Below are 22,591 nucleotides of genomic sequence, written 5' to 3'. Positions count from 1 at the left end.
CTCACGCTGCGTCGACCGACGAAGGTGGGGGAGGAGGTTCGACCAGATCACACGAACCCGGCGGAGACAGAGGTTCGTCCGACGACAGCCGTGCCCAAGCCGCGGTCGTCGTCGAGGCGCTGGGGCCGCGATGGCGGATCGGTCGGCGGGCCCTCAGACGCCTGGAGCCCGAAATCTGCGCCGCGCTCGGCGCCGGCTGGACCGCCGAGTCTCTCGCTGCCCACCTGCGAGAGAGCCCCGAGGGAGTTCGCAGCCCATACGCCGTCCTGTCCGCACGTCTCGCCGACCTACCCAGCCCACCCGCACTACGGCCAGAACGTCCCCCTTGGTGCGGCCAGTGCGACGAGGCAACCCGGATGCGCGAGGCTGATGACGACCACCGTCCGTTCCGCTGCCCAACATGCCACCCGGCAGGAGATCGGGCCGTGGCTGCGCGACGACCTGGGGATCGTTCATCCGGTGCCGCTTAGCCCGGATCCGTAAGTTCTTGGTTGGCCCGGGAGGGCTGGGTGTGGGCCTTGATCGCTCTTGATGGCTCCGATGGATTGGCCGCCCGGCTCCTCCTGGGACGCCTTGACTGCTGATTGAGATGCGCGTCCGCGCCCTAACGTGAGTCGCGCTCTCTCGCTCGCGACTGGGCAACGACGCTCAGGGCCGTCCTGGATCTCGGCGTGACGCAGACCGAGATCGCTCACCGAGCCGGCATCTCCCAGGCGCAGGTCTCCGACTCGCGCGTGGACAGAGCCGTGACCCCAGCATCGCCACCGTGCGGGCCCTGTGTGATGGGCTGGGTATCCCACGTTCACTCGCCGGTCTCGCCGACGATCAGCATGGGGAGGATCAGACGGATCGCAGGCAGTTTCTGAGTGGCGCGCTCGCGGTGGCGGGTGCGCCGACGTTGGCTGCTCGAAGCCAGATCGGCGACGAAGAGCTGTTGATGCTCATTACGCTCGCGTACCGGCGGCTGGAGCAGCACACCCCCACGCGGATGCTGGTCGGCGCGGTGACCTCCCACCTCAACCTGGCGCACCAACTGCGAGACGGAGTGTGGACGGGCAACAGGTACGTCTCCTCGGCGCGATCAGCGAGATCGCAGGTTTGGCGGGTTGGCTGCACGCCGACCTGGCCGAACCCGAACAGGCTCGCCGGTTCTACCGGATGTCGGTCTCGGCCGCTGCCCGTGCCGGTCACCCGCTGTTGCCGATCTACATGCAGGGCAGCCTTGGGCAGTACGCGACCACGGCTGGTGACCCGGCCCAGGGGCTGCGGCTGATCCCTGAGGCCGCTGGCCGTCTTCCTCGGTCAGCGCCGCGTATCGCATGGGCCTGGCTTTGTGCCCTCGAGGGCGTCGTGTTGAGTTACCTCGGCGACCGCTCTGCTCTCGGGCTACTGGACCAAGCGGAGCGGCATGCTGATACTGCCCAGGACGAGGAACCGGTCTGGCCGTGGGTGTTCCGCTTCGAACCGACAAGATCGCAGTTCACCGCACGGTCGCCGCGTCGCGACTGCGGATGGCGGGCATGGCGGTTGCGGCGTACGAGCGCTCGGCGGGCACGACGCGGACTCCGAAGCAGGCGGCCGCAGCAGCGGTCGAGCACGCCCGCGCGCTCGTAGCCGCCGACGACGTGGAGCAGGCGTGCCGCGTCGCTGTCGACGCGTATGACGCGGGCCGGGCGATCGGATCGGAGCGAGCGCGCCAGGCGGTGCGCGACTTCCGCGCTGGACTCGGCTCGGTTCCTGCCCGGTTCACCTGCGAACTCGATGACCGTCTGCACAATAGCTATCTGGAGGATGCGTGAGAGTCGCGATCACCGGACACCGCGGACTGCCCGCCGAGACCGAACGCCTGGTCGACGAGGCCATCCGGGCGAAGCTCGCTCGCTGGACGGGCGCCGATCTCGTCGGGCCGAGCTGCCTGGCCGATGGAGCTGACCAGATCTCCGCGCGGGCGGTGCTCGACGCTGGAGGGCAACTTGAGTTCGTCGTCCCTGCAGCGAAGTACCGGGAAGGTCTGCCGGTGGAGTGTCACGCGGCATACGACGAATTGCTCGGCGCAGCAGAGTCGGTGCGGCGACTGGACCACATCGAGTCCGACGAGCAGGCCCACATGGACGCCAGCCGCTCCCTGCTCAAGGACGCCGACCACCTGGTCGCGGTGTGGGACGGCAAGCCCGCCCGCGGGTACGGCGGAACCGCCGAGGTCGTCGCGCTGGCCGGAGATCTGGGCGTGGACGTCACCGTGATCTGGCCAGACGGCGCCACACGCGACTGAGACGCGTCCGCTCGGCATAAGAGAGTCAGGTAGCGATGCGTGCGCGTTTTGTCAGATAGGAAACAGTGCATCTTGGCTACCACTCGTGGAAGCTGCCGGGGTCCGTTGCTCCTTGGGGCGACCCGTTGCTTTCACTTGTGCAGCTTTCGCCTTGCTACCCCGCGATCGGTTTCGCTTTCGACGCTCTGCCGCAGTCTCGGAGCCTCTCTCAGCCGCGACAACCAGGCCATTATGCTCGCGTGCCCGTGCCGTAACCAAGTTTCGCAAGGTCTCGGCAGATGTGCCGACGGTCCCCACAAGGCCATCCTTGAGAAGCTCAATGAATTGAGTGTTGATTAGATATCGGTCGACGTTTTCATATCCAAGGATGTCTCCCCCCTGGGGGCCACGCCGCGTCTCATCGTCTATGAGCAGTTCTGCGTATGAGAGCGGGATGTACATGCCCTTTGTCATTCCGGTGTCATGAGCTTCGTCGTCGTCCTCCCACAAAGCGAGCTTAAGAAAACAACAATCTTTGCCGATACGCCATTCATCTGGTTTCAGCGCGTCGCGGCTTAACTCGCTAACTCTGCCTAGGCGTTTCATCTGATTACGAAGACGTGGGTTAACGCGTATCGACTTGGTTCCTCGATCGAGCCGCTTATACTGGACTAGTGTGAAACTCTGAGTGTTCTCGTGGTAGTAGATAAGGTCGGTGCCGAGGCGTGCCTCGACCTTCGTCGCATTTACGTTTGCAATCTCGAGTCTACGTTCACCGTCGGTGATGACATGGATATCGCATCGCCCTCCGGGAGTTCGGTTCGCCCAGTTGTCCAGTATGTGCGCGTCATGTTCGATTATGCTTTGCTCGTTAGGTTCCGCGATGAGACCTGAAAGGTATGGCGCACTTGAGTCGTCAGGTCGGCGCCAGGCACTTAGCGAATCCAGCGGAAATCCGCCGATGCGGAGCGCCGTCCGAAGTGCGTCGCGTTCCTCCCGCCAAAGGTCATCCTCCGGCCTCCCGCTCTGAAGTTGATCCGTTTCTACAACGGCCCGAAGCCAGGTTACGAGCTCCTTCGTGGGCGGTTGCAGTTTGCAAATTGTGTCTAGAAGTAACTCCCCGATATCTGGCTCGAGCGCGCGTGTTTGGGCATGAATAGCCATGTCGAGCTGCTCTGCGACACCTGCATTCAAGGAGTCGAGTATCTTTCGAAGTGGGATAGGGGCGGGATTAGGTCGAATATGATCTACCTTGATGCGGTATCCGAGCGAGGCAACCTTCTCTCCGTGGGGCCGCATTACCGCGCCGAGCCAATCCAAGTGCAGCGAACCATAACGTGAGGATGGAGCGGATCGAAGCGGGTCTGACTCTTCCGCTACGAACACCACGGCCAGTTGGGGCGAGCGCGCAGGCGGTCTCAATTCCGCTGGCACGGTCCGAGTGAATACTTGATCGAGCGACAGCTTCGCTCGGATCTCGTTGAACTCGAAAGAGTTGAGGGTGAGGACGTAGACCATGTAGCGACGATATCGCAGTCAGTGATGCGCGATATCGAAAACTGAGTCTGTTGGCTGGGTTCTGAGCGCTCGAGTGTGTACGGCGCAGCTCCATGGCGAGTCGATCCAGGTCGGTGTCAACCTGGATGAGGAGACATCGTCCGTGGTGGAGACCTGCGCCAGGATGTGGCGGCTAGCCTTGAGACATGAGCATGTCGTACCTTCTCGTCCTCGGGGAGCGGGAGGCCCTGGCTTGGGTACTGCGGGAGGGGCGGATGGCATTCCCGGCCACTCGGCGCCATGAAGTTGACCGGCTGGCGGTGGGCGATGAGCTCTTCCTCCTGACCACGCGAGGCTGCTTCCACAACCCAGTACGCGACCGGACCCGCGTGATCGGGCGCGCTGTGGTGAGCACTCGCGTCGAGCCGCTTGACCCGCCTCTCGAACTGGTGGGTCGACGATTCACCCGAGGTTGCAAGCTTGACATTGGTGTGCTTGCGCCCTACCGAACGGGGGTGGAAGTCGCTCCTCTGGTGCCGAAGCTGGATGCGTTCCCGCGAAAGGACGTGTGGTCGATTTGGCTTCGGCGCCCGTTGGTGAGCCTGGGCCAGCACGACGTCAACCTCATCTGGTCCCGTCTTCGCCGGGTCGGGCGGCCGGTCAGTGAGCATCTCCCTACCTACCTCGAGTCGATCAGACCCGTCGCGGCGCCCGGTCGCTGAGCCATGCGAGGGTGCGGGTCTGCTCGGGCGAACACCAGCGATATGAGGGGCGAGGTTCTCAGTCCTGCTTGAGCTTGATCAGGACCTGCCCCAACTCCGATGAGGCGGGGTGGGAGGGGTCGAGGTCGGCTAGGAGGGCGCGTACTTCCTCGCGAGCCCGGGCGGTGTCGCCGGCTGAGGCGTGGAGCATGGCGACCTGGCGGCGAAGCTCGACCACCTCATCGTCGGTGTGGCCCAGCTGGCGCCGCTTCGTCTCCAGCACCGGCTCGAGGTACTGGAGCGCATCCTGCGCGTTCCCCAGGGCCGCATGACAGGTGGCGATCTGGATCTTCCAGTCGAGCACGTCCACGTCGTCCAAGGCTCGCTCAGGTCCGATCTCACTGACCAAACGCTCGTACTCCGCAAGCGCGCGGGCGTAGTCCCCGCCGAGGAGGAGTGTGTTGGCCAGTTGGAGGCGGGCTCCACGTACCTCGGGGCGCGATCGGCCGCGACTGCCGCCCCCCAGTAGCCCCGTCAGGAGGTCCGCCGCCTGAGTGAAGCGACCGGCCATCGCGAGGTCGGCCGCCTCGTCCCGAACCACCGCGAAGTCGACCGGTGCGGTGGCTGCTGCCTCCACCGACCGCGGGGCAGTACGGCGGCGGCGGGGGGCGAGTGGGTACCGGTACGGCCTGGTCGGATCCGACATGCTCGTCAGGCCTCCGCTGCCCACCCCTGGAAGGAAGGGAAGGAGTCGCTCGTGGACCTCCTGGGCGTCGACGGGCCGGTCCTCGGGCTCCTTGGCCATGAGGTCCAGCACGAGTCGCTCCAGGTCGACCGGTACTTCAGGCCGTACCGACCGCACCTGTGGAGCTGGCTCGTCGACATGCTGCCGCATGATCAGGAAGGTGGCGTCGGCTGAGAAGGGCCGAGCGTCCGTCAGCAGCTCGTACAGCATGCAGCCCAGCGAGTACAGGTCGCTACGGGGGCTCGGTACGCCACCGATCACCTGCTCCGGCGACATGTACGCCGGACTGCCGATCGTCTCACCCGGCCCCGTCAGTTGGGTGACATCGGGGGCCAGCAGGGCAGCTACGCCGAAGTCGAGGACGACGACGGTTCCGTCGGGCCGGACCATGACGTTGCTCGGCTTCAGGTCTCGGTGCACCAGTGAAGCCGCGTGTGCGACGGACAGGACCGAGGCGATCTGGGCGGCGACGGCGACGCCCCATTCGACCGGAAGTGGTTGGTGCTGGGCGAGGAGGTTGATCAGATCGATGCCCGGGACCAGCTGCATCACCAGGTACAGCTGCTCGCCGTCGACGCCGGCGTCGAAGATGGCGGGGACGCCCGGGTGCTCGACCCGCGCGGTCAGTCGGGCCTCCCGGGCGAACCGTTTCGCCAACGTCTCAGGTTCAGCCCCTGACGGTACGGAGTTCGGGTGGAGTAGCTTCACCGCCACCGGCCGGTCGAGCCGGATGTCGTAGCCTGACCACACTTCCCCCATGCCGCCCCGTCCGATGGGTGAGCTGAGCTCGTAGCGCTCCGCGAGCGTTCGGCGTTCCACGAGCGATCAGGCTACGTCCTTGCGCAGCGACTCATAGGCGTATCGCCGCGCGATGCTCTTCAGGGCAGAGTTGAACTCTGGGTCGTCATTGAACTTCTGGAAGACCTTGGTGTCTTCCTCGATCCGTTCGACCATCTTGTCCTCGAAGACGTCGTCGAACACGTGCCCGAAGTTCTCAAGGTCGTTGTTCATGGCGACGGCCTTCATCATGGGCTGGCTGTTCATCGCGTCGTCGGCAGCCCTCCTGAGGCTGTCGTGTTCGTTGAGGTTGGTGCCGAACCGTTGGTTGAGGTCCTCGATCAACTCCGATAGCGACTTCTTCTCCGGCTCGTGCTGCTTGCCAGCCCCGCCGCCGGTGAAGCCGGGCAGCATCTGCTCGCCCTCGGGGTCGAGGCTGACGTCGTGCTCGCCGGTCTTGCTGATCCGCAGGTGAGTGAGGTCCACCTTGCCCAGGTCGACGGCCGGATCCTCCCGGCGGGGCAGCCGCTGTACGAGCAGCTTGCCGTAGATGTAGAGACGTTCGAGCTCGGGGTCGGTGAAGCCGCAGATCTGGGCCAGGAAGCCGTACTTGCGGATGTAGTCGCGCAGGTCGGCCCGGAACTGTTCGGCGGCGTCGCGGTCGTCCTCGAGGAGCTGGGCGAACCGGTCGCGGGCCGGATCGGTCAGTCGATACAGCTCGGCGTGCGCCTTGTCCCACGCTGTCCCGTGCTTGCGGTCCTGCGCGCGCATGTACTCGTCGGCGAACGCCTGCATCTCCGACTCGACTAGCAGCTGGTGCTCCATCACGGTCCGCTGGGCCGTGTAGATGAGGTTCGGGTCGGTCGGCGCGGTGATGGTCGCCTCGTAATAGGGCCGGAACGCCTTCTGGATGTCCTCCGCCTCGTTGGCGAGGTCGAGGACGAACAGGTCGTCCTGCTCCTTGCGGGGGTGGGTCCGGTTCAGCCGGGAGAGCGTCTGGACGGCGGCGACGCCCATGAGTGGCTTGTCAACGTACATCGTGGTCAGCAGGGGCTGATCAAAACCGGTCTGGAACTTGTCCGCCGCGACGAGGATCCTGTACTCGGCCTGGTCGCGGGACGCGGCGTGCGGGTCGTCGGCGCTGGTGTAGGCGAAAGCCCGAGGCAACGCCGACTCGCTGATCCCGTTCAGGCCGGACTCGGTCACGGTGTCCGTCTCGAGCCCGTCCACGGCCAGCTTGCCGGAGAAGGCGACCACGGTCCCGCACCCCTCGTACCCGAGGTCGGCGACGTAGGCTCGGATGGCGCGGTAGAGCTTGACCGCGTGCTCGCGGGAGCGGCAGACGACCATCGCTTTGGCGCGACCGCCGAGGCGTGGGCGGGTGTGCTTGGCGAAGTGTTCGATGATGAGTTCGGCGCGCTGCTGCATGCTGGCGGGGCTCAGGGTGGCGAACCGCGCGAGCGCGGCGCTGGCCTTGCGTTCGTCGACCTCGCGGTCGTCGGGGTTGCCGTTGGCCAGTCGCCAGTACGTCTTGTAGGTGACGTAGTTGCGGAGTACGTCGAGGATGAAGCCTTCCTCGATGGCCTGGCGCATCGAGTAGGTGTGGAAGGGGCGCAGCTCGCCGTCGCGGAGGGTGCCGAAGAGTTCGATCGTCTTGGGCTTTGGTGTGGCAGTAAACGCGAAGTATGACAGTGTCTCGTGTCGGCCGCGGGCAAGGGCGGAGGCAGTAAGCGGGTCGGCGTCCTCGTCGATGTCGTCACTGCCGAGCTTGGTGAGGACACGCTTGAGGGCGGCTGCGGTCTCGCCGGACTGCGAGGAGTGTGCCTCGTCGACGATGATGGCGAACCGCTTGCCGCGCAGGTCGCTGACCTTGTCCAGGACGTAGGGGAAGGTCTGCAGCGTGACGATGAGGACCTTCGCCGTCTCACCGGAGAGGGCCTCGCTGACCTGCTCGGACTTCGCGCCCTCACCAGCCTTGCCGATCTTTCGGACGACTCCGGCCTCGTGCTCGAACTGGTAGATGGTGTCCTGGAGTTGCCGGTCGAGGACGTCGCGGTCGGTGATGACGAGCACCTTGTCGAAGACCGGTTCGTTGTCGTCGCCGTGCAGGTTGGAGAGCCGGTGCGCTAGCCAGGCGATGGTGTTGGACTTGCCGGAGCCTGCGGAGTGCTGCACCAGGTAGTTGTGACCGGAGCCGTGGTGCGCTGCGTGGGCGACAAGTTCCCGGACGGCGTGCCACTGGTGGTAGCGGGGGAAGATCAGCCTGAGGCTGTGCGGCGACGCCTTCGCGCGTCCGGTCTCCTTGTCGGACTTTTCAAGGTGGACGAACCTGCGGAGCATGTCCAGCCAGGCCTCCGGCCGCCACACCTCCTCCCACAGGTAGGACGTGCGGTAACGGCCGGGGAGCGCGGGTGGGTTGCCGGCCCCACCGCTGTTGCCGGGACCTGTCGATCCTGTGTTGAACGGCAGGAACATCGTCTGCGAGCCCGCGAGCCGGGTGGTGAGGAAGACCAGTTCGGGGTCGACGGCGAAGTGGACCAGCGTGCGACGGGCGAAGATCAGCTCGGAAGGGTCGCGGTCCTGCCGGTACTGCTTCTTGGCGTGCTCCACTGTCTGGCCGGTGAACTGGTTCTTCAGCTCCGCGGTGGCAACCGGTATCCCGTTGACGAACAGCGCGAGGTCGAGTTCCTTGCCCGGGTCCTTCGCCGAGTAGGCGAGTTGCCGGGTCACGGACAGCCGGTTCTGCTCGTACTGCACCAGCGCGTCGTCGGCGAGGGTGTGCGCCGGCCGGAAGAACGCCAGCCGGATCAGCACGCCGCGGTCCTTCACACCGTGCCGGAGGACGTCCATGGCGCCGCGCTCGTCGATCTGCCTGGCGAGGTGCCCGGTGAACTGGCGTTGTGCCTCGTCGACGTCGCCGCCGTAGAAGGAACGGAGCCGCTCCCACTCGTCGTTCTGGGTGGCGCCGATGAACGTCCACAACTGGTCCAGATCGAGGCCGAGCACCCTGTCGTAGCTGTCCCGCTGGCCGGCATGCCAACCGGACGTGAGCAGCGTCCCCTCGATCGCGTCTTCCAACCGTGCCTCAACGTGCGCGGTCATCGATCCCCCTCATCATGCGTACGTCAGTTATGCCACAGGTTCGCGACCGGGCACGATGCCCAGCCGATGTTGCTCAGCCAGGATGATCCGGCGCTCCAACGGGACCGCCTTGTCATCCAGGAAGTCCGGGCGATGCTCGGAGGGGTCAACGGAGCGGCTGTCGGCGTCCTTGGCATCGCTCTTGCGGGCGTACTCGTCGAACAGCAGCCGCTTCTCGTGCTGGACCTCGAGTACCCGGTCGTCGACGCTCCCCTTCGCCAGCAGCCTGTGCACCTGGACCGTGCGGATCTGCCCCATCCGGAACGCGCGGGCGATCGCCTGTTCCTCGGTGCTGGGCTTCCACTGAGGTTCGGCGATGACCACGACGGACGCTGCCTGGATGTTGAGGCCGGTCCCGCCGGCGTCGATCTGACTGAGAAGTACGGCCGGCCGCTCGGATTGGGTGAACGTGTCGACAAGCTGCTGGCGGGCGGCGGCGGTGACGGATCCGGTGATCTGGCCAACCACGACTGACCCGAGCCGACGGTTGATGATGTCCAGCACTCCCAGGAAGTAGGAGAAGACGATCACCTTGAGACCATCGTCCAGCGCCTCCTCGACAATCTCGGCGAGGCGCTCCAACTTCGCCGAGTCGTGTGACGTGAAGGCGGCCTGCCGCATCCGCATCAGGTTGCGGTCGACGACGGCTTGTCGGTAGGCAGCGGAGTCAGCGGACGTGAGCTGCACCCAGTCCTCGACTTCGATCTTGTCAGGCAGCTCCGTGAGCACGTCCTCCTGGTTCCGGCGCAAGTACACCGGTGCCACCGCCCGGCGGAACGCCTTGGCACTCGCGACGGTGTCGCCGGCATCGATCCGGGAAGCGAGACGCGGTTGCAGGTAGCTGACCAGGTTGCGGAACTCCTCAACGCGGTTCTCCATCGGAGTTCCGGTGAGGAAGAGGGTCCGCTGCGCGCGCCCGTTCACCGTACGGACGTGTTCGGCCCGCTTGGTCTCGCGGTTCTTCACGTAGTGGGCCTCGTCGACGACGAGCATCGCGATCTCAGCCTCGTCGAGGCACTTCAGGCTGCCCAGCGTACTGAACGTCGTCACCGCGACACCGCCACGTTGGAGCCAACGCCGGCCTGTGGCCTCGCGGTCGCGGCCGTGCAGGCTGTAGGCCTTGAGTTGGCTGTGACGCTCGATCTCCTTCAGCCAGTTGATCTGCACGCTGGCCGGGCACACCACAAGGAACCGTTGCTGTCCCTTAGCGGCCAGGTGAGCGAACACCGCGAGGGCCTGCACGGTCTTGCCCAGCCCCATCTCGTCGCCAAGGATCGAGCGCTCCTGGTGGACGGCGTACTGCGCGCCGAACACCTGGTATCCGCGCAGCGTGGCCCGCAGCAGACTCGTGTCGAGCGGGACGGCGGTGATCTTCTGGTGAAGCTCCGGGCCGATGAATCCCTGCGCCGCCTCCACGTCGTCGGTCTCGCCGGCACCGCCGAGGGTGGACAACAGTGCGTTGAACGAGGCCGCGTCGGAGACGTAGTCCTGCCACAGCTGGTCCGGCGAGTACGACCCCGAGTCGAGCGCTCTCTCGGCTCCGTCGAGCGTGTGCGACAGGGAGGCCAGTTTGGGGTCAGCGAGAACGCCGTCGAGCTTGCCGAGGGCCGACAGGGCCGCGTCTTTCTTGGCCCGCCTCGACCAGAGCATGGCCCACTTGCTGGTGGCCGGATTCGCCTCCGCGATCAGGGGCGTGACCCGCTGACTGAGGAACTCCATCGGCTCCCGCAGGGACGAGACGGCCGAGTCGGCGTACCGGATCGCCGCGAGTGTGCCAAGCAGCTGGGTCTGCTCTGGCGTACGGCGATCCGGCTCGAACCGGAACCTCGTGTCCTTGCTCACCCGGAACGCCAGCTTGTCGGCGGCGTCGCTGACCTGCTGCGCAGTCGTGGGGCCGACCCCAGGAACCGTGCCCAGTCGGTCGGCGCGCGCGTTGTGCACGTCCGCGACGGTCCGGAAACCCGCGCGCTCCAGATTGCCGAGCCGGGCGCCCCTGCCGACCAGACCGCGAAGCTCCGACACCGGCAGCGTGCGCAGCCGTGCTTGAAGGGCCTCGACGGTGAGGATCCGGACCTGTTCGCGGGCGCTGTCGCGCAGGATCGTGGGGGCGGAGAGCAACCACGAGGCGCGCTCCGCGAACAGTTGGGCCTTGTTGATGACCTCCTGAGCGGCTCGGCCGACCCTCCCCCTCGCCGCTGAGCGCGCTGAGGCGTCCGGCGTGCTCACACCCGGACTCCTGAGCGCGCCGTCGTCACGTCAAGCTGCCCCGTCACCGCCGCCGTAATCAGTGCCTGCCGCCGTTCAGTAAGAACGTCAGCCTGCCGGCTCATCGAAACTGATAAGGACGTCACATGTTCTCCGTCAGTGTCAAACTTACCCACCAGCTTCCTCTGGAGCTGCATATCGAGGTATGGAATGCGTAGCGATAGAAGATTTCCCTCGCTGAGGCTAGGCATTGTCGCAGTGACCGACCGTGCGAGGAGTTGCTCCCGTACTGAATCAATCGAGAGTACATGTGCTATGTATGCAGGGGATAGCCGAGACTGGTCGAAATGAATTGCGATTGAATCGCTGCCGCAGATCCACCCGTCTTGATCGGAGTTGACCAAGGCCGATCTCCCTATATCTCCCTTTCGCCCGACGACCATGTCGCCCGCGCGTAGCATATGGCGGCGCAGTCTGATTGCGACTTCCGGTGGAACCGTCTCGCTCAAGGATGGATTGATACGAGAATCTTTGATGTGCGTGGGGTTAATGACCGGGACGGCGCCGTGAACGTACTCTGCGGCTGATAACGCGGTCCCGAACGGTCCGGTGGTTACCCGGGCGCCAGCCCTGCGTAATTCTAGCCACGTGGGTTCGTAGCCTTCAATTTGTGACAACTTCTCCCGTTGGCCGCGCTCTGTAAGTAGCGGCAACTGTGTAAGCCTCAGCCGGGATAGCTGGTCAAGGCGGGAGGTTTCGGCGTCGAGGAAGTTGGCGATGCGCCACTGATCAACAATCGATGGCATAGGAACCACAATGCTGCGGAAATTCTCCCAGGAGAGATCGAACTGATTCGGTGGCATGTGCTTGCCGAGTCGGTTGTATTCAGCAATCATGTGGGCTGACCTCAATAGGAAGTGCACAAAGCGGGGATGTGCCACTTCGTTATTCACGTGCAAGACCCAGTAGGCTGGGCTAGTGATGCCTTCGAAGTCTGATACCCCTACCGATCCATGAGGCTTCCCAAGTCGGTTCATCACTACGTCGCCCATCCGAACCAACTTGTAATTGCTGAGGTCCTCGCTAGGCGCGGGGCGACCGTCACCGTCTGACCGCTTACGGACTCCCTGACGAAGATCCACTCCGAGTATGGGGAGAGCGCCATTACTCGTGCGCTTACTCTGCGATAGAAACGACCCGAGTGCGGTGAGTTGCCAACGTGCTGGATTTCCCAACGCTCGGACAGATCCCTCGAGGTTCACCGTGTCACCTCGCTCAGGAGTCCTTGGATCTGGGCTTCGAGATCCTTGAGTTCGGCGTCGATCTCTTGCAGGGGCCGCGGGGGGATGTACTTATAGAAGTGGCGGGTGAAGGGAATCTCGTAGCCGACCTTCGTCTTGGAGTGGTCTACCCAGGCGTCGGGAACGTGCAGGAGCACCTCACGCTGCATGTAGTCGTCGATGTCCTCACCGAGCGGCACGTTCTCGTTGTCACGCAGGTCTGGGTCGGGCAGTGGGTCGCCGGAACGGTCGGTCTGGAGTTCGCCTTCCGGGTCGGACACCGACACGGCAGACCACACCGCCTTGTCCACGGCGGGGGAAAGCTTGCCAAGCGGTATTAGCATCTCCTTCAGCGTCCTGGCGAACTCCACCTTCCGGAAGGAAGCGGGCCTCTCAACGAGGCCGCGCAGCAGGTCGAGGAGCTTGTCCCGCTCGGAGTACTTGGCCAGCGGTTTCGCGACCTCAAGCTCCGCCAATGCCTCCTCCGTCACCTCGAATCGCAGCTTAAGGGGTCGCTCGACTGTGATCCGGCGATAGCCAAAGTCGCGTGGAGAGAAGATCTTCACCTTCTCGTGCAGCGGGTGCGGCTCGTCCTCGGCGGCGGTGAGTGCCTCACTGTACAGCTGGGTGAGCGCGGCGATCTCCTCGTCGGGGACGTACTTGCGCTTGTCGCCGAGCGACTTCCGCATTTTCGCCCAGTGCTCGCGCGCGTCGAGCAGGATGACCTTGCCCTTGTGGGCGGCGTCCTTGCGGTTGGACAGGATCCAGAAGTACGTGGAGATGCCCGTGTTGTAGAAGAGCTGGTCAGGCAGGGCGACGATCGCCTCTAGCCAATCGTTCTCCAGGATCCACTGCCGGATCTTCGACTCACCGGACTCGGCGGCACCGGTGAACAGCGGTGACCCGTTGAAGACGATGGCCAGCCGCGAGCCACCGTTCTCCGGAGTCTTCATGTGATGGATCATGTGCTGAAGGAAGAGCAGGGAGCCGTCGTTGATCCGTGGCAGCCCCGCACCGAAGCGACCGGCGAAGCCGATTGTCGCTTCGTTCTCGATGTCGTCCTTGACCTTCTTCCACTCCACACCGAACGGTGGGTTCGCGAGCAGGTAGTCGAACCTCTCGCCGTAGTGCTGGTCGTGGCTGAAGGAGTTGCCGAGCTTGATGTTCGCGGAGTTCTCGCCCTTGATCATCATGTCTGACTTGCAGATGGCGTACGACTCGCCGTTGAGCTCCTGGCCGTAGGGGAATACCCGGGCGTGTGGGTTGTGCTCGAGGATGAACTCCTCGGCGGCGGTGAGCATCCCGCCGGTGCCACAGGCCGGGTCGAGGACACTCCGCACCACGCCCGGAGTGGTGAGCTCCGCCTCGTCAGGCGCGAGAAGCAAGTTGACCATCAGCTTGATGACCTCACGCGGAGTGAAGTGCTCACCCGCGGTCTCGTTCGAGATTTCGGAGAACCTCCGGATTAGCTCCTCGAACGCGTAGCCCATGTCGTGGTTGCTGACCTTGGCCGGGCTCAGGTCGACCTCGGCGAACTTCGCCGCCACCTGGTAGGTGAGGCCGGAGCCGTCGAGCCTGGCCAGCTGAGCGTAGAAATCGAACGCCTGGAAGACGTCCTCGACGTTCGAGGAGAAGTCGCCGATGTAGGAGCGGAGGTTCCGGGCGACGTTGTCCTGGTCGCGCACGGCCGACCTGAAGGTGAGCTTCGACGTGTTGTAGAAGTCGACCTTGGCGGCTGTCTTGAGCCGCCGGTCCATGTTCTGGATGCCTTTGTCGGCGAGCTCGGCCTTGCGGGCGAGTACTGCGTCCTTGGTCGGCTCCAGCACGCAGTCGAGGCGTCGCAGGACGGTGAATGGCAGGATGACCTTGCCGTACTCTGACTGCTTGTAGTCACCGCGGAGCAGGTCCGCGACGGACCAGATGAACGCGGCCAGATTCGTGTGGGTGGTACTCACTCTTCTCCTTCGTGGGTCGTACCGATCATGGCACCGCGGACGGCGCGGCGTTACGGCTTTGGTGTGGTGAGCGTGCCGGTGGCGAGTCCGTCGACGAGCTGGTCCGCGAGTTCGGTGCCGTGTGAGGCGGCGCCTTGGAGGCCGTCCCGGAAGGCGCGGATCCGGCGGAAGAGCTCGCCCAGCTGGCGCTGGGTCTCCAGGTCGACCACGGGGACCTCGACGCGACGGACATCCAGCCGGTGAACCCCGGACACGGTGCTCGACGTAGCCCGGCTGGTCGGCGCCGCGCCAAGTTGACCAGCGAGGAACTCCACGTCCAAGCGCTCGCCGTCGACCCTGATGAGCTGCAGGTTCGGGCCGAGCAGTAGGCCTTCCTCGGAGATGACCTGCGGTCGGAACCGTCCGTCGCCGGCGGCCAGCAGCGGAACGACGATGTCACCCGGTCGCAGCTCGACGAGCTCGTGCCGGGGATCCTCGGCGAGCCGCTGGGAGGCGGGCGCCCCGGTGATCACGTCCCGGCCGGTCAGGACGAGCGGGCCGTCGACGTTCTCGTCCATCTCCACCCTGCCGGGCGTTTGGAAGAGGGACAGCGCGCCCGCGCGGGCGAGGTCGTTGACCGTCGTGGTGCTGCGTACGCCCTGGTCAGCGGTCTGAACGTCGGGCAGGAGACCGGCGAGCGAGCCGAGGAGGGACACCATCTCCTCGCGTGCTCGGGTCAGCGTGTCCACGTCAAGCTGCGGAGTCGGTACCGGCAGGTGGCGCGCGGGTGTGAGGTCGACATCCTCGTCCAGCAGCTCGATGGGCTCCACCACCCGCTGCCGCCCCGGGATCTCGGCGACCGAGCCGTTCTCCACGAACTCTCGCCACGGCTCCAGCACGGAGGCACTGACGGATTCCCAGTCGACCTGGCCGCGGCGTTCGGGCTGGTGACGGCTGGCATCGACCAGGAGTAGCGGCTCGGCGCCGGCGGAGTCGGGCGCGCGGAGGACCCACAGGTGAACGGCGACGCCGGTCGACATCAGCACCCCGGCCGGCAACGCGATCACCGCCCGCAGCGCGCCTCGTCGGAGCAGCGCCTGGCGAATCCCGCGTCCGGGCCGACGAGATGCCACGCCCGCTGTCAGTAGCAGGATGACCGGGCCGCCGGGGCGTACGTGGGCGAGGCAGTGTTGGAGCCACGCCAGTTCTGACTCGACCTTCGGCGGCAGCCCGTACTCCCAGCGCCGGTCGAAGCCGAGTTCCTCGTGCCCCCAGTCGCGGACGGCGAACGGCGGGGCGCACAGGACGGCGTCGGCGCGGAGGTCTGGGAACGCGTCCGCGCGCAGCGAGTCGCCGGCAGCCACCTGCGCCTCGGCGTACAGACTGGTCCGCGCCTGTGCCAACTTGGCCAGCGACGGGTGCAGGTCCTGCCCGAGCAGCGAGGTCGCGCCGTGTTCGGCGGACGCGCGCAGGAGTCCGCCCGGTCCGCACGCCGGGTCGAAGACCGTCGTCGCGCGCTCCGCAAGGCTCGCCATGAGGTCGGCGAGTGGGGCCGGAGTCGCCAAATGTTGCCGCTGCTGTAGTCCGAAGATCTCCTCACAGAGGTCCTCCACGAGGTCGGACGGTGACTCGTCGGAGAGCTCGTCGAGGGCGGCCTTCACGTTCGCGGGCAGCCGCACCTTGGCTCGCGTGTCGGCGAGGTGAAGGGCCACATCGGCCAGTAGCTCGAGGAGCTCGCCCTCTCCTCGCCCGGCGTCGAGAGCGCGCCAGAGTGCCTCGCGTGGGCTGAGCTCCCGCAGTTTGCCTGTCTCTCGAAGCCACCTGTCGACCTCGGCGAGGACGAACTTCGGGCTGGCCGCCGAGCCCTCGACGGGTTGGGGGAAGTCGGGGTACCGGCGTCGCCAGTTGCTGACGGCTGCGCGGCCCACGCCAGCCAGTCGTGCCACCTCGGCCGCTGTCACCAACACGTCTTCGGACATAGGCGCCTCTCCTCGATGTTGTGGACAGGCTAGCAGGATCAGGATTGTGTGTTGACATGTCTGTCCATTGCAATGTCTACTTACGTCGTACACGCTGAGCGTGGGAGACACAACACACGAATGCCTTGGGGGGCACGTCTTATGAGCAACATGAATGAGCAGGGTCGGCAGGCACAGCCCGGTCCGACGTGGCGAGGACCGCAGCACCCCGGTGATCCCACCGCGGCGAAGCCGGAGTCGAAGCAGAAACGGCGTTGGCCCTACGTCGCCGCCGTTCCGCTCGCACTGTTCCTCGGAATCGGTATGGGCGCGGCGTCGGGGGAGGACGCCGCGACCGCGACAACGGCGGCGGAGCCCGCGCCGACAGTCACCGTGACAGCCGCCGCGGAACCGCTGCCGGCCGAGACGGTCGAGGTGAAGGTGCCGGGCCCGACGGTGACGGTCACCGCGAAGCCGGCAGGTCCGTCCGGGTCGATTCCGGGAGACGGCGTGTTCCTTGTCGGCTCCGACATCAAGGCCGGCACCTATCGGGCCGCCAACGAGTCGGGTGACTGCTACTGGGAGCGGTTGTCGGGGACGTCGGGGGACTTCGACGACATCCTCGCCAACGACAACGCCTCAGGCCCCGCACTGGTGACGATCAGGTCGTCCGATGAGGCGTTCAGCAGCGCCCGGTGCGGGGAGTGGACTCGCGTCCGCTAGAGGGGGTGCGGACGCGGGGTGGGGGGGACGTGGGGGCCGACGGAGGGGGCGGCCCCCACGCTCACCCAGAGACGGCAGGTCGTCGTCGCCATGCCGTGAACGCAACGCGTGGCGGACGCGCCTGTCCCGATGAATCGGTGCCTCGACCTGCCCTTCCTACCTGGTGAGCCGGCGCACCTCTGAATCTTTTCGCCCACGCGGCCCGCCACTCGGCGCGGCCTGGCGCGGGTGAGTTGTGTCTCGAGCGCAGGACCCAAAGGGGATCCGGGCGCGGAACCGAAGCGTTCTCGAGAGGACGTTCAGAAAGTGATCACATCCGCACAGGCTGCCGCCTTGCTGAACCGGGAGATCGAACCGATCTACGGTCTCGAAGCGCGGCAGCTCATCAAGGACCAGGTTGTTCTGGTGACCGGCGCCGGTGGCTCCATCGGAAGCGAACTCGTCCGGCAGCTCCTCCGGCTCGACGCCGGCGAGGTCTACTTCCTCGACCACGACGAGTTCGCGCTCTACAACCTTCAGCTCGATGTGAGTGGCACCGGGCTGTTGGATGACGCGAGGTTCGTCCTGTCCGACGTCCGTGACTGGCAGGGCATCGACCGGGTCTTCGCCGAGGTCAAGCCGGACATTGTTTACCACGCCGCCGCGTACAAGCATCTGCCGCTGTTGGAGAGGTCTCCGGCGGCGGGCGTGCAGACCAACGTTTTCGGTACGGAGACCATCGTGCGTGCCTGTCTCACGCATGGCGTTCGGCGGTTCATCAACATCTCCACCGACAAGGCGGCCCGGCCCACCTCGGTGCTCGGCATGACCAAGCGTCTGGCGGAGCTCGTGGCGGCATCCGCGGCGGGCCACGACACGGGCATCGCGTCGGTACGGTTCGGGAACGTCCTGGGCAGCCGGGGCTCCTTCTTCCCCACGCTGGCCTGGCAGATCGCCTCCGGACGAACGGTGAAGGTGACCCACCCGGACGTCTCCAGGTACTTCATGACGATCCCGGAGGCCGCCGGACTCGTCATCGAGGCTTCGGTGCTGGCGCGTGCCGGTGAGACCTACGTGCTGGACATGGGGCCCAGCATCCGAATCCTCGACCTGATCGACAGGTACGTGACGCTGGCCGGCGCGACCTATCCGGAGATCGAGTTCACCGGCCTGCGGGCAGGCGAGAAACTCCACGAGGAGCTGTTCGACCCGTCCGAGATTCGCATGGAGACGGTGCACCCGCGGATCAGCCGAGTCGATGCCGACGCGGCAGGTGCCCTGCCACCTCACGCGATCCGCGACATCTACGCGGACGTGCAGGCCGGTGTGTCTCCGAAGGAACTGCGGCTGCGTCTGGAGGCGCTGATCGCGGACGGCGCTGAGGAAGCGTTCATGGGGGCGACACGATGGGCTGGCTGATCTTCCTCATGGCGGCGGTGATGGTGCCGCTGGTGGCGGTCGCCGTCGACGCGGTAGCGGGCGTTCGGGCGCGGGACAAGTCCTACCAGTTCGGCGTCCTGGAGAACGCGGACTTCGAGATCCTGGTCCCGATCTACGGAAGCGTGAAGTACCTCGAAAACATCGAGTACCTGTCGAGATACGGGTCGAAGGTGTTGCTGTGCACCACGGCCGGCGAGACGACGCAGTTCTACGACGAGCTGTACGCGATCACGGCTCGGCACGGGTTCCGGTTGTTCGTGGCACGGTTCGGCCGCGGGGGTAACGCGAACAAGCGGGCAACCTCGGGCACCGTCCGGGACCGGCTGATCCGGGACGCGCTTCCGCTGGTGCGGGCGACGTACGTGGTACCGGTCGATGCGGACACCACCACGACGCTGCCGCTGGAGCGACTCGTGGGCGAACTGCACCGGCGCGGCTACGACCTGGCGTCGGTTCGGCTGGTACCGCAGAACACGGACTCGATCCTGGCGAGGCTGCAGGGATTCGAGTACCGGATGGCGATGCAACTCCGGTTCCTCGCCCCATGGATGGTCTCCGGAGCCTGCCACGTCGCACGGACGAAGGTGCTGACGGACGTGATGAACCGACACTCGCTGTTCTTCCAGGGCAACGACGTCGAGGCGGGCCTGATCGCCCGGCTCCGGGGCTACCGCATCGGCCACATCCCCTTCGAGGTACCAACAGTGGTGCCTTCGTCCTTTCGAGCTTGGTATCGGCAACGGCTGGCCTGGGCGGGCGGTGAGTTCCGGCTGTTCATCGTGAACTTCCGATACGTCGTCCGGCATCCGCTGCTGTGGATCTACGGCGGCCTGGTGACGATCGCGATGTTCCCATTGCGGTGGCTGGAGTTCGAGGGTTTCGACAAAGTCGGGCTCGTCGTGGCCCTCGCGCTGTACGTGGGGCTGGTGATGTTCCTGCACTGGCAGCACCGCAGCGCACTGCTACTTCTGATGCCGCTGTACATGCTGTTCAGCTCGATGCTGATGACCCCGCTCGGGGTGGCTTGGTACTTCTGGATGGCCTGGAAGGACCGCAACCTCGGCATCATCAAACCGAACCGGGACTACACGCCCCCCGCGCCTCTGGCAGAACCCGAGCCGCCGTACGCGTGGGTGCGCAACTACATCTGAAGGTCGTGGGGACCGATCGGGAGGTGGCCCCCCACACGACGACCGTCGAGCGCCAGGCACGGCGCCGTACGGCTGATTCATCACTTCTGAACCTGTGGGGGGTTGGGATCAATGGGTGTTGAGAGGGAACTGAACGACGAGGATCTCCTGAACGTCGTGCTCGACCTGGCGGCGGCGGACCCGAGTCTGACCGAGGAAGCGGAACTGGTCGTCCTGGCCGCGACGAGGCGCTGAGCTTGGCGCTGGGAGGCAGCTACCCGAGTCGGCCACAGCCGCTCGCGGCTCAGGACGGGAAGTCCGACGTGAAGCCGGTCGGCGCCTTTGTGAAGTCGATCCAGGTGAAGGGCTTCCGCGGCGTAGGTCCGGAGGCGTCGCTGTCGCTGACGCCGGGCCCGGGCCTGACGGTCGTGGCGGGACGCAACGGGTCGGGCAAGTCCAGCTTCGCCGAAGCATTCGAGCTCGCCCTGACCGGCGCCAGCTACCGCTGGAGCGGAAACGGGGCGTCGGCCGTGTTGTCGCTCGAGCACTGGCGCAACGTGCACGACGGGGATCCATGCTCGATCCGCGTCGAGCTCGCCGAAGAGGGCGTCGGCCAGACCACCGTCGGAGTGGACTGGACGAAGGACGCCGGCCTGGACGAACGAACCACCTGGGTGCAGCGCAGAGGGCACCAGCGCGAGACCGGCGTCTCCAGCCTCGGCTGGGACCGGGCGCTCGAGCTGTACCGACCGATCCTCTCCTACGAAGAGCTGGGTGGCCTGCTGGAGGCCCGGCACAGTGAACTCCACGACGCTCTCGCGGTCATTCTCGGCCTCGAGCGCGTCACCGACGCCCAGAAGCGGCTCACAACCGCGGTGAAGAATCTGTCGCCATCGAAGCCGCACCGGGACGAGGCGAGCCAGCTCAAACGTGTATTCGCCGAGCACGACGACGAGCGAGCGCGACAAGCCCACACCCAGCTGCGGAAACATCGACCGGACCTTGAGGTGCTCCAGGCGATCGCGGTGGGCACCGACGCACCGGCGAACGGCGACCTGGAGGCGCTGAGGGCACTGACCCAGCTGGCGATCCCCTCCCCGACGGAGGTCACCGAGGTGGTGCGGACCCTGCGTGAGGCGGGGGCCCAGGCGGCGACGGCGGGGGAGACGTCGAGCCAGCTCGCAGAACGACGTGCGTCCCTCCTCCGGCAGGCGCTGGAGATCCACCAAGCCCACGGCGACGCTCGATGCCCCGTCTGCGGTGTCGGCGACCTCGACGCGGCCTGGCATACCCGGGTGGAGGCCGAACTGGCCACCGAGGACCTTCGGGAGCACCGGGACCGAGTCCAGCGCTTGAGCACGGTCCGATCAGCAGCCGAGGAGCTGGCCCACGGGGTGCCGACCCCGCGCTACCAGGGACCTTTCACGCTCGCCAGCCTGCCGGCTGCGCAGGCTGCCCTCGAGCGGTGGTCGCGGCGCCCGCAGGGCGACACAGCGCTCGCCGACCACCTGGCCACGACGTACGAGGAGGTGTCGACGGCGGTCACGGCGCTGCGGGCGGAATCCGTGCTCAAGGAGTGGTGTGACCGGGCGCTCGAGCACGGCGCGGTCTATCGCGACGAGTGGGAGCCCGGCCAGGCCGCCGCAGTCGCCGAGGTTCGAACGGCGCCCGCCCTACTTCTGCCGCCCGGTGGCGTGGTTGACGGCGGATTGTGGCCGCATGCGGAAGCACCGTCAAGTTGTCGATGCCTGTCAGACCACAGTCGGCTAGCGTTCGGGCACCCGGCCCATTGGCCCCATAGCCGCTGCTCCTGGCAATCCCAAGCCGTCGCGACAGGACCCCGATGCGGAGCAGTGCGTGCTGTTGCTGTTCAAGGTCGCGATCACCGGTGTCGTGGAGCAGATCCGCGGCCCCCGACTTCACCTGTCCTGCGCACGAGACCGGCTACGAGTCGGTCCTCGACCTCTATGGCTGGGCCAACCGGCGCTCCGCTGCCGAATGTCTGGCGCACGGCCTTACACCCGCGCCAGTGGGCTATTGTGACGCCATGGGACGAATCCCCTACGAGCTGACAGGTATCAGCTTCCCGCTATTTGGCGCTTCGTGGCAGAAGAAGCGGACAGACAAGGCAGTCGCAAATAGCGTAATTAGAGTTCTTGAAGATCGACGATTGTTGTTCGGTGACCGCCACGCCGAAGACGAGATGCACTGCGTCGAATCCGCCCTGGAGATCCGCCAGTATCTGACCACCCGCCTCACGGATGACGAAATGGGTAACGATCTTCGCGGCGTGCTCAAGGCGATGCGGGCGGCATGCCGGAAGTTCGTTGAAGTCGCTGGGCCAAATGCTTGCAACTTCATGCATCGCGGATCTTGGGGCCCGTCAGGAGACGTCTTTGGCCTTGCTTTGGGCGACCTGCGCTCACAGATGGGCTTTTATATCGCGGCCCTAGTGATCCAATACAAGATCGAGATCGAGGACGATCTGGCGAAGATTCTCCCTCCGCCACCTGTAGAGGACAACGATGACCTTTTGTGGATTCCGGGCTTTGATTGAAAGCGTGGGAAGGAAGGCCGGGGACCACGGGACCCGCGTTGTCGCCGCACCAGCGGTTGTTGAGCTGAGGCGTCGACGGTGAAAGTCCCAGCGGATCACATCCCCCGGACAGCCGCGCCCGGGTCAGCGACCGTGGTCTTCTTCCACCACTTCGGCGTCCGGCCGACCCGGTCGGCTTCCCGCATCAACCGGTTCACCACTTCCTGCCATGCCGTCTGCCGGACCGGCGCAGCTCGGCGTGGATCGGGAGTGCTCGCCAAGGTCGACAACGCC

The 22,591-nt window shown here is 65.8% G+C and carries 16 protein-coding genes; 8 read left to right on the top strand and 8 right to left on the bottom strand.

The window, feature by feature from the left end:
* Window positions 1-802: 802 nt before the first annotated feature.
* Entirely contained in the window at window positions 803-976 is a 174-nt protein-coding gene (locus HEB94_RS02750; RefSeq protein ID WP_192748490.1) for a hypothetical protein, read from the bottom strand.
* Window positions 977-1,520: 544 nt separating this feature from the next.
* On the opposite strand from HEB94_RS02750, the gene HEB94_RS02745 reads away from it, so the two are divergent.
* The gene (locus tag HEB94_RS02745; protein ID WP_192748489.1) at window positions 1,521-1,799 is read left to right on the top strand and encodes a hypothetical protein; all 279 of its coding nucleotides are present in this window, start codon (window positions 1,521-1,523) and stop codon (window positions 1,797-1,799) included.
* Complete coding sequence (locus tag HEB94_RS02740) at window positions 1,796-2,272, top strand: hypothetical protein (protein ID WP_202896075.1); 477 nt, start codon at window positions 1,796-1,798, stop codon at window positions 2,270-2,272. The genes HEB94_RS02745 and HEB94_RS02740 overlap by 4 nt, the downstream gene beginning before the upstream one ends.
* A gap of 51 nt (window positions 2,273-2,323) precedes the next feature.
* Here the strand turns inward: HEB94_RS02740 and HEB94_RS02735 are convergent, their stop codons facing one another.
* The 7 genes from HEB94_RS02735 to HEB94_RS02705 form a co-directional block, all read right to left on the bottom strand.
* Entirely contained in the window at window positions 2,324-3,769 is a 1,446-nt protein-coding gene (locus tag HEB94_RS02735; protein WP_192748488.1) for a hypothetical protein, read from the bottom strand.
* A gap of 759 nt (window positions 3,770-4,528) precedes the next feature.
* Window positions 4,529-6,013 (bottom strand): protein kinase domain-containing protein, encoded by a 1,485-nt coding sequence (locus tag HEB94_RS02730; protein ID WP_192748487.1) that lies wholly within the window; start codon window positions 6,011-6,013, stop codon window positions 4,529-4,531.
* A gap of 6 nt (window positions 6,014-6,019) precedes the next feature.
* A complete protein-coding gene (locus tag HEB94_RS02725; protein WP_192748486.1) occupies window positions 6,020-9,073 on the bottom strand; it encodes a type I restriction endonuclease subunit R in 3,054 nt (1,017 codons plus the stop codon).
* Between the two features lie 27 nt (window positions 9,074-9,100).
* Entirely contained in the window at window positions 9,101-11,338 is a 2,238-nt protein-coding gene (locus HEB94_RS02720) for an SNF2-related protein (RefSeq protein ID WP_192748485.1), read from the bottom strand.
* Complete coding sequence (locus HEB94_RS02715; protein WP_192748484.1) at window positions 11,335-12,213, bottom strand: restriction endonuclease subunit S; 879 nt, start codon at window positions 12,211-12,213, stop codon at window positions 11,335-11,337. Before HEB94_RS02715 ends, HEB94_RS02720 begins: the two co-directional genes overlap by 4 nt.
* A 362-nt stretch (window positions 12,214-12,575) precedes the next feature.
* A complete protein-coding gene (locus HEB94_RS02710; protein WP_192748483.1) occupies window positions 12,576-14,552 on the bottom strand; it encodes an N-6 DNA methylase in 1,977 nt (658 codons plus the stop codon).
* 50 nt (window positions 14,553-14,602) lie between these two features.
* Window positions 14,603-16,510 carry an N-6 DNA methylase gene (locus HEB94_RS02705; RefSeq protein ID WP_192748482.1) on the bottom strand — a complete coding sequence of 636 codons (1,908 nt, stop codon included), beginning with the start codon at window positions 16,508-16,510 and terminating at the stop codon, window positions 14,603-14,605.
* Between the two features lie 150 nt (window positions 16,511-16,660).
* Here HEB94_RS02705 and HEB94_RS02700 point away from each other — a divergent pair, with 150 nt between their 5' ends.
* The 6 genes from HEB94_RS02700 to HEB94_RS02680 all read left to right on the top strand — a co-directional run bounded on the left by HEB94_RS02700 (window position 16,661) and on the right by HEB94_RS02680 (window position 22,318).
* Window positions 16,661-17,212 carry a hypothetical protein gene (locus HEB94_RS02700; protein WP_192748481.1) on the top strand — a complete coding sequence of 184 codons (552 nt, stop codon included), beginning with the start codon at window positions 16,661-16,663 and terminating at the stop codon, window positions 17,210-17,212.
* Window positions 17,213-17,518: 306 nt separating this feature from the next.
* Window positions 17,519-18,610, top strand: a complete 1,092-nt coding sequence (locus tag HEB94_RS02695; protein WP_202896074.1) for a polysaccharide biosynthesis protein — start codon at window positions 17,519-17,521, stop codon at window positions 18,608-18,610.
* Window positions 18,598-19,782, top strand: coding sequence for a glycosyltransferase family 2 protein (locus HEB94_RS02690; RefSeq protein ID WP_192748480.1), 1,185 nt, complete (start codon window positions 18,598-18,600; stop codon window positions 19,780-19,782). The genes HEB94_RS02695 and HEB94_RS02690 overlap by 13 nt, the downstream gene beginning before the upstream one ends.
* Window positions 19,783-19,893: 111 nt before the next feature.
* Window positions 19,894-20,016: a hypothetical protein gene (locus HEB94_RS52155; protein ID WP_273374789.1), complete on the top strand. Its 123-nt coding sequence runs from the start codon at window positions 19,894-19,896 to the stop codon at window positions 20,014-20,016.
* Between the two features lie 2 nt (window positions 20,017-20,018).
* The gene (locus HEB94_RS02685; RefSeq protein ID WP_192748479.1) at window positions 20,019-21,833 is read left to right on the top strand and encodes an AAA family ATPase; all 1,815 of its coding nucleotides are present in this window, start codon (window positions 20,019-20,021) and stop codon (window positions 21,831-21,833) included.
* Complete coding sequence (locus HEB94_RS02680) at window positions 21,809-22,318, top strand: DUF6650 family protein (RefSeq protein ID WP_192748478.1); 510 nt, start codon at window positions 21,809-21,811, stop codon at window positions 22,316-22,318. The genes HEB94_RS02685 and HEB94_RS02680 overlap by 25 nt, the downstream gene beginning before the upstream one ends.
* Window positions 22,319-22,591: the final 273 nt, after the last annotated feature.

It is taken from the genome of Actinopolymorpha pittospori (assembly GCF_014873875.1).
Lineage (GTDB): Bacteria > Actinomycetota > Actinomycetes > Propionibacteriales > Actinopolymorphaceae > Actinopolymorpha > Actinopolymorpha pittospori.
This window is presented reverse-complemented; position numbering and strand designations above follow the sequence as displayed.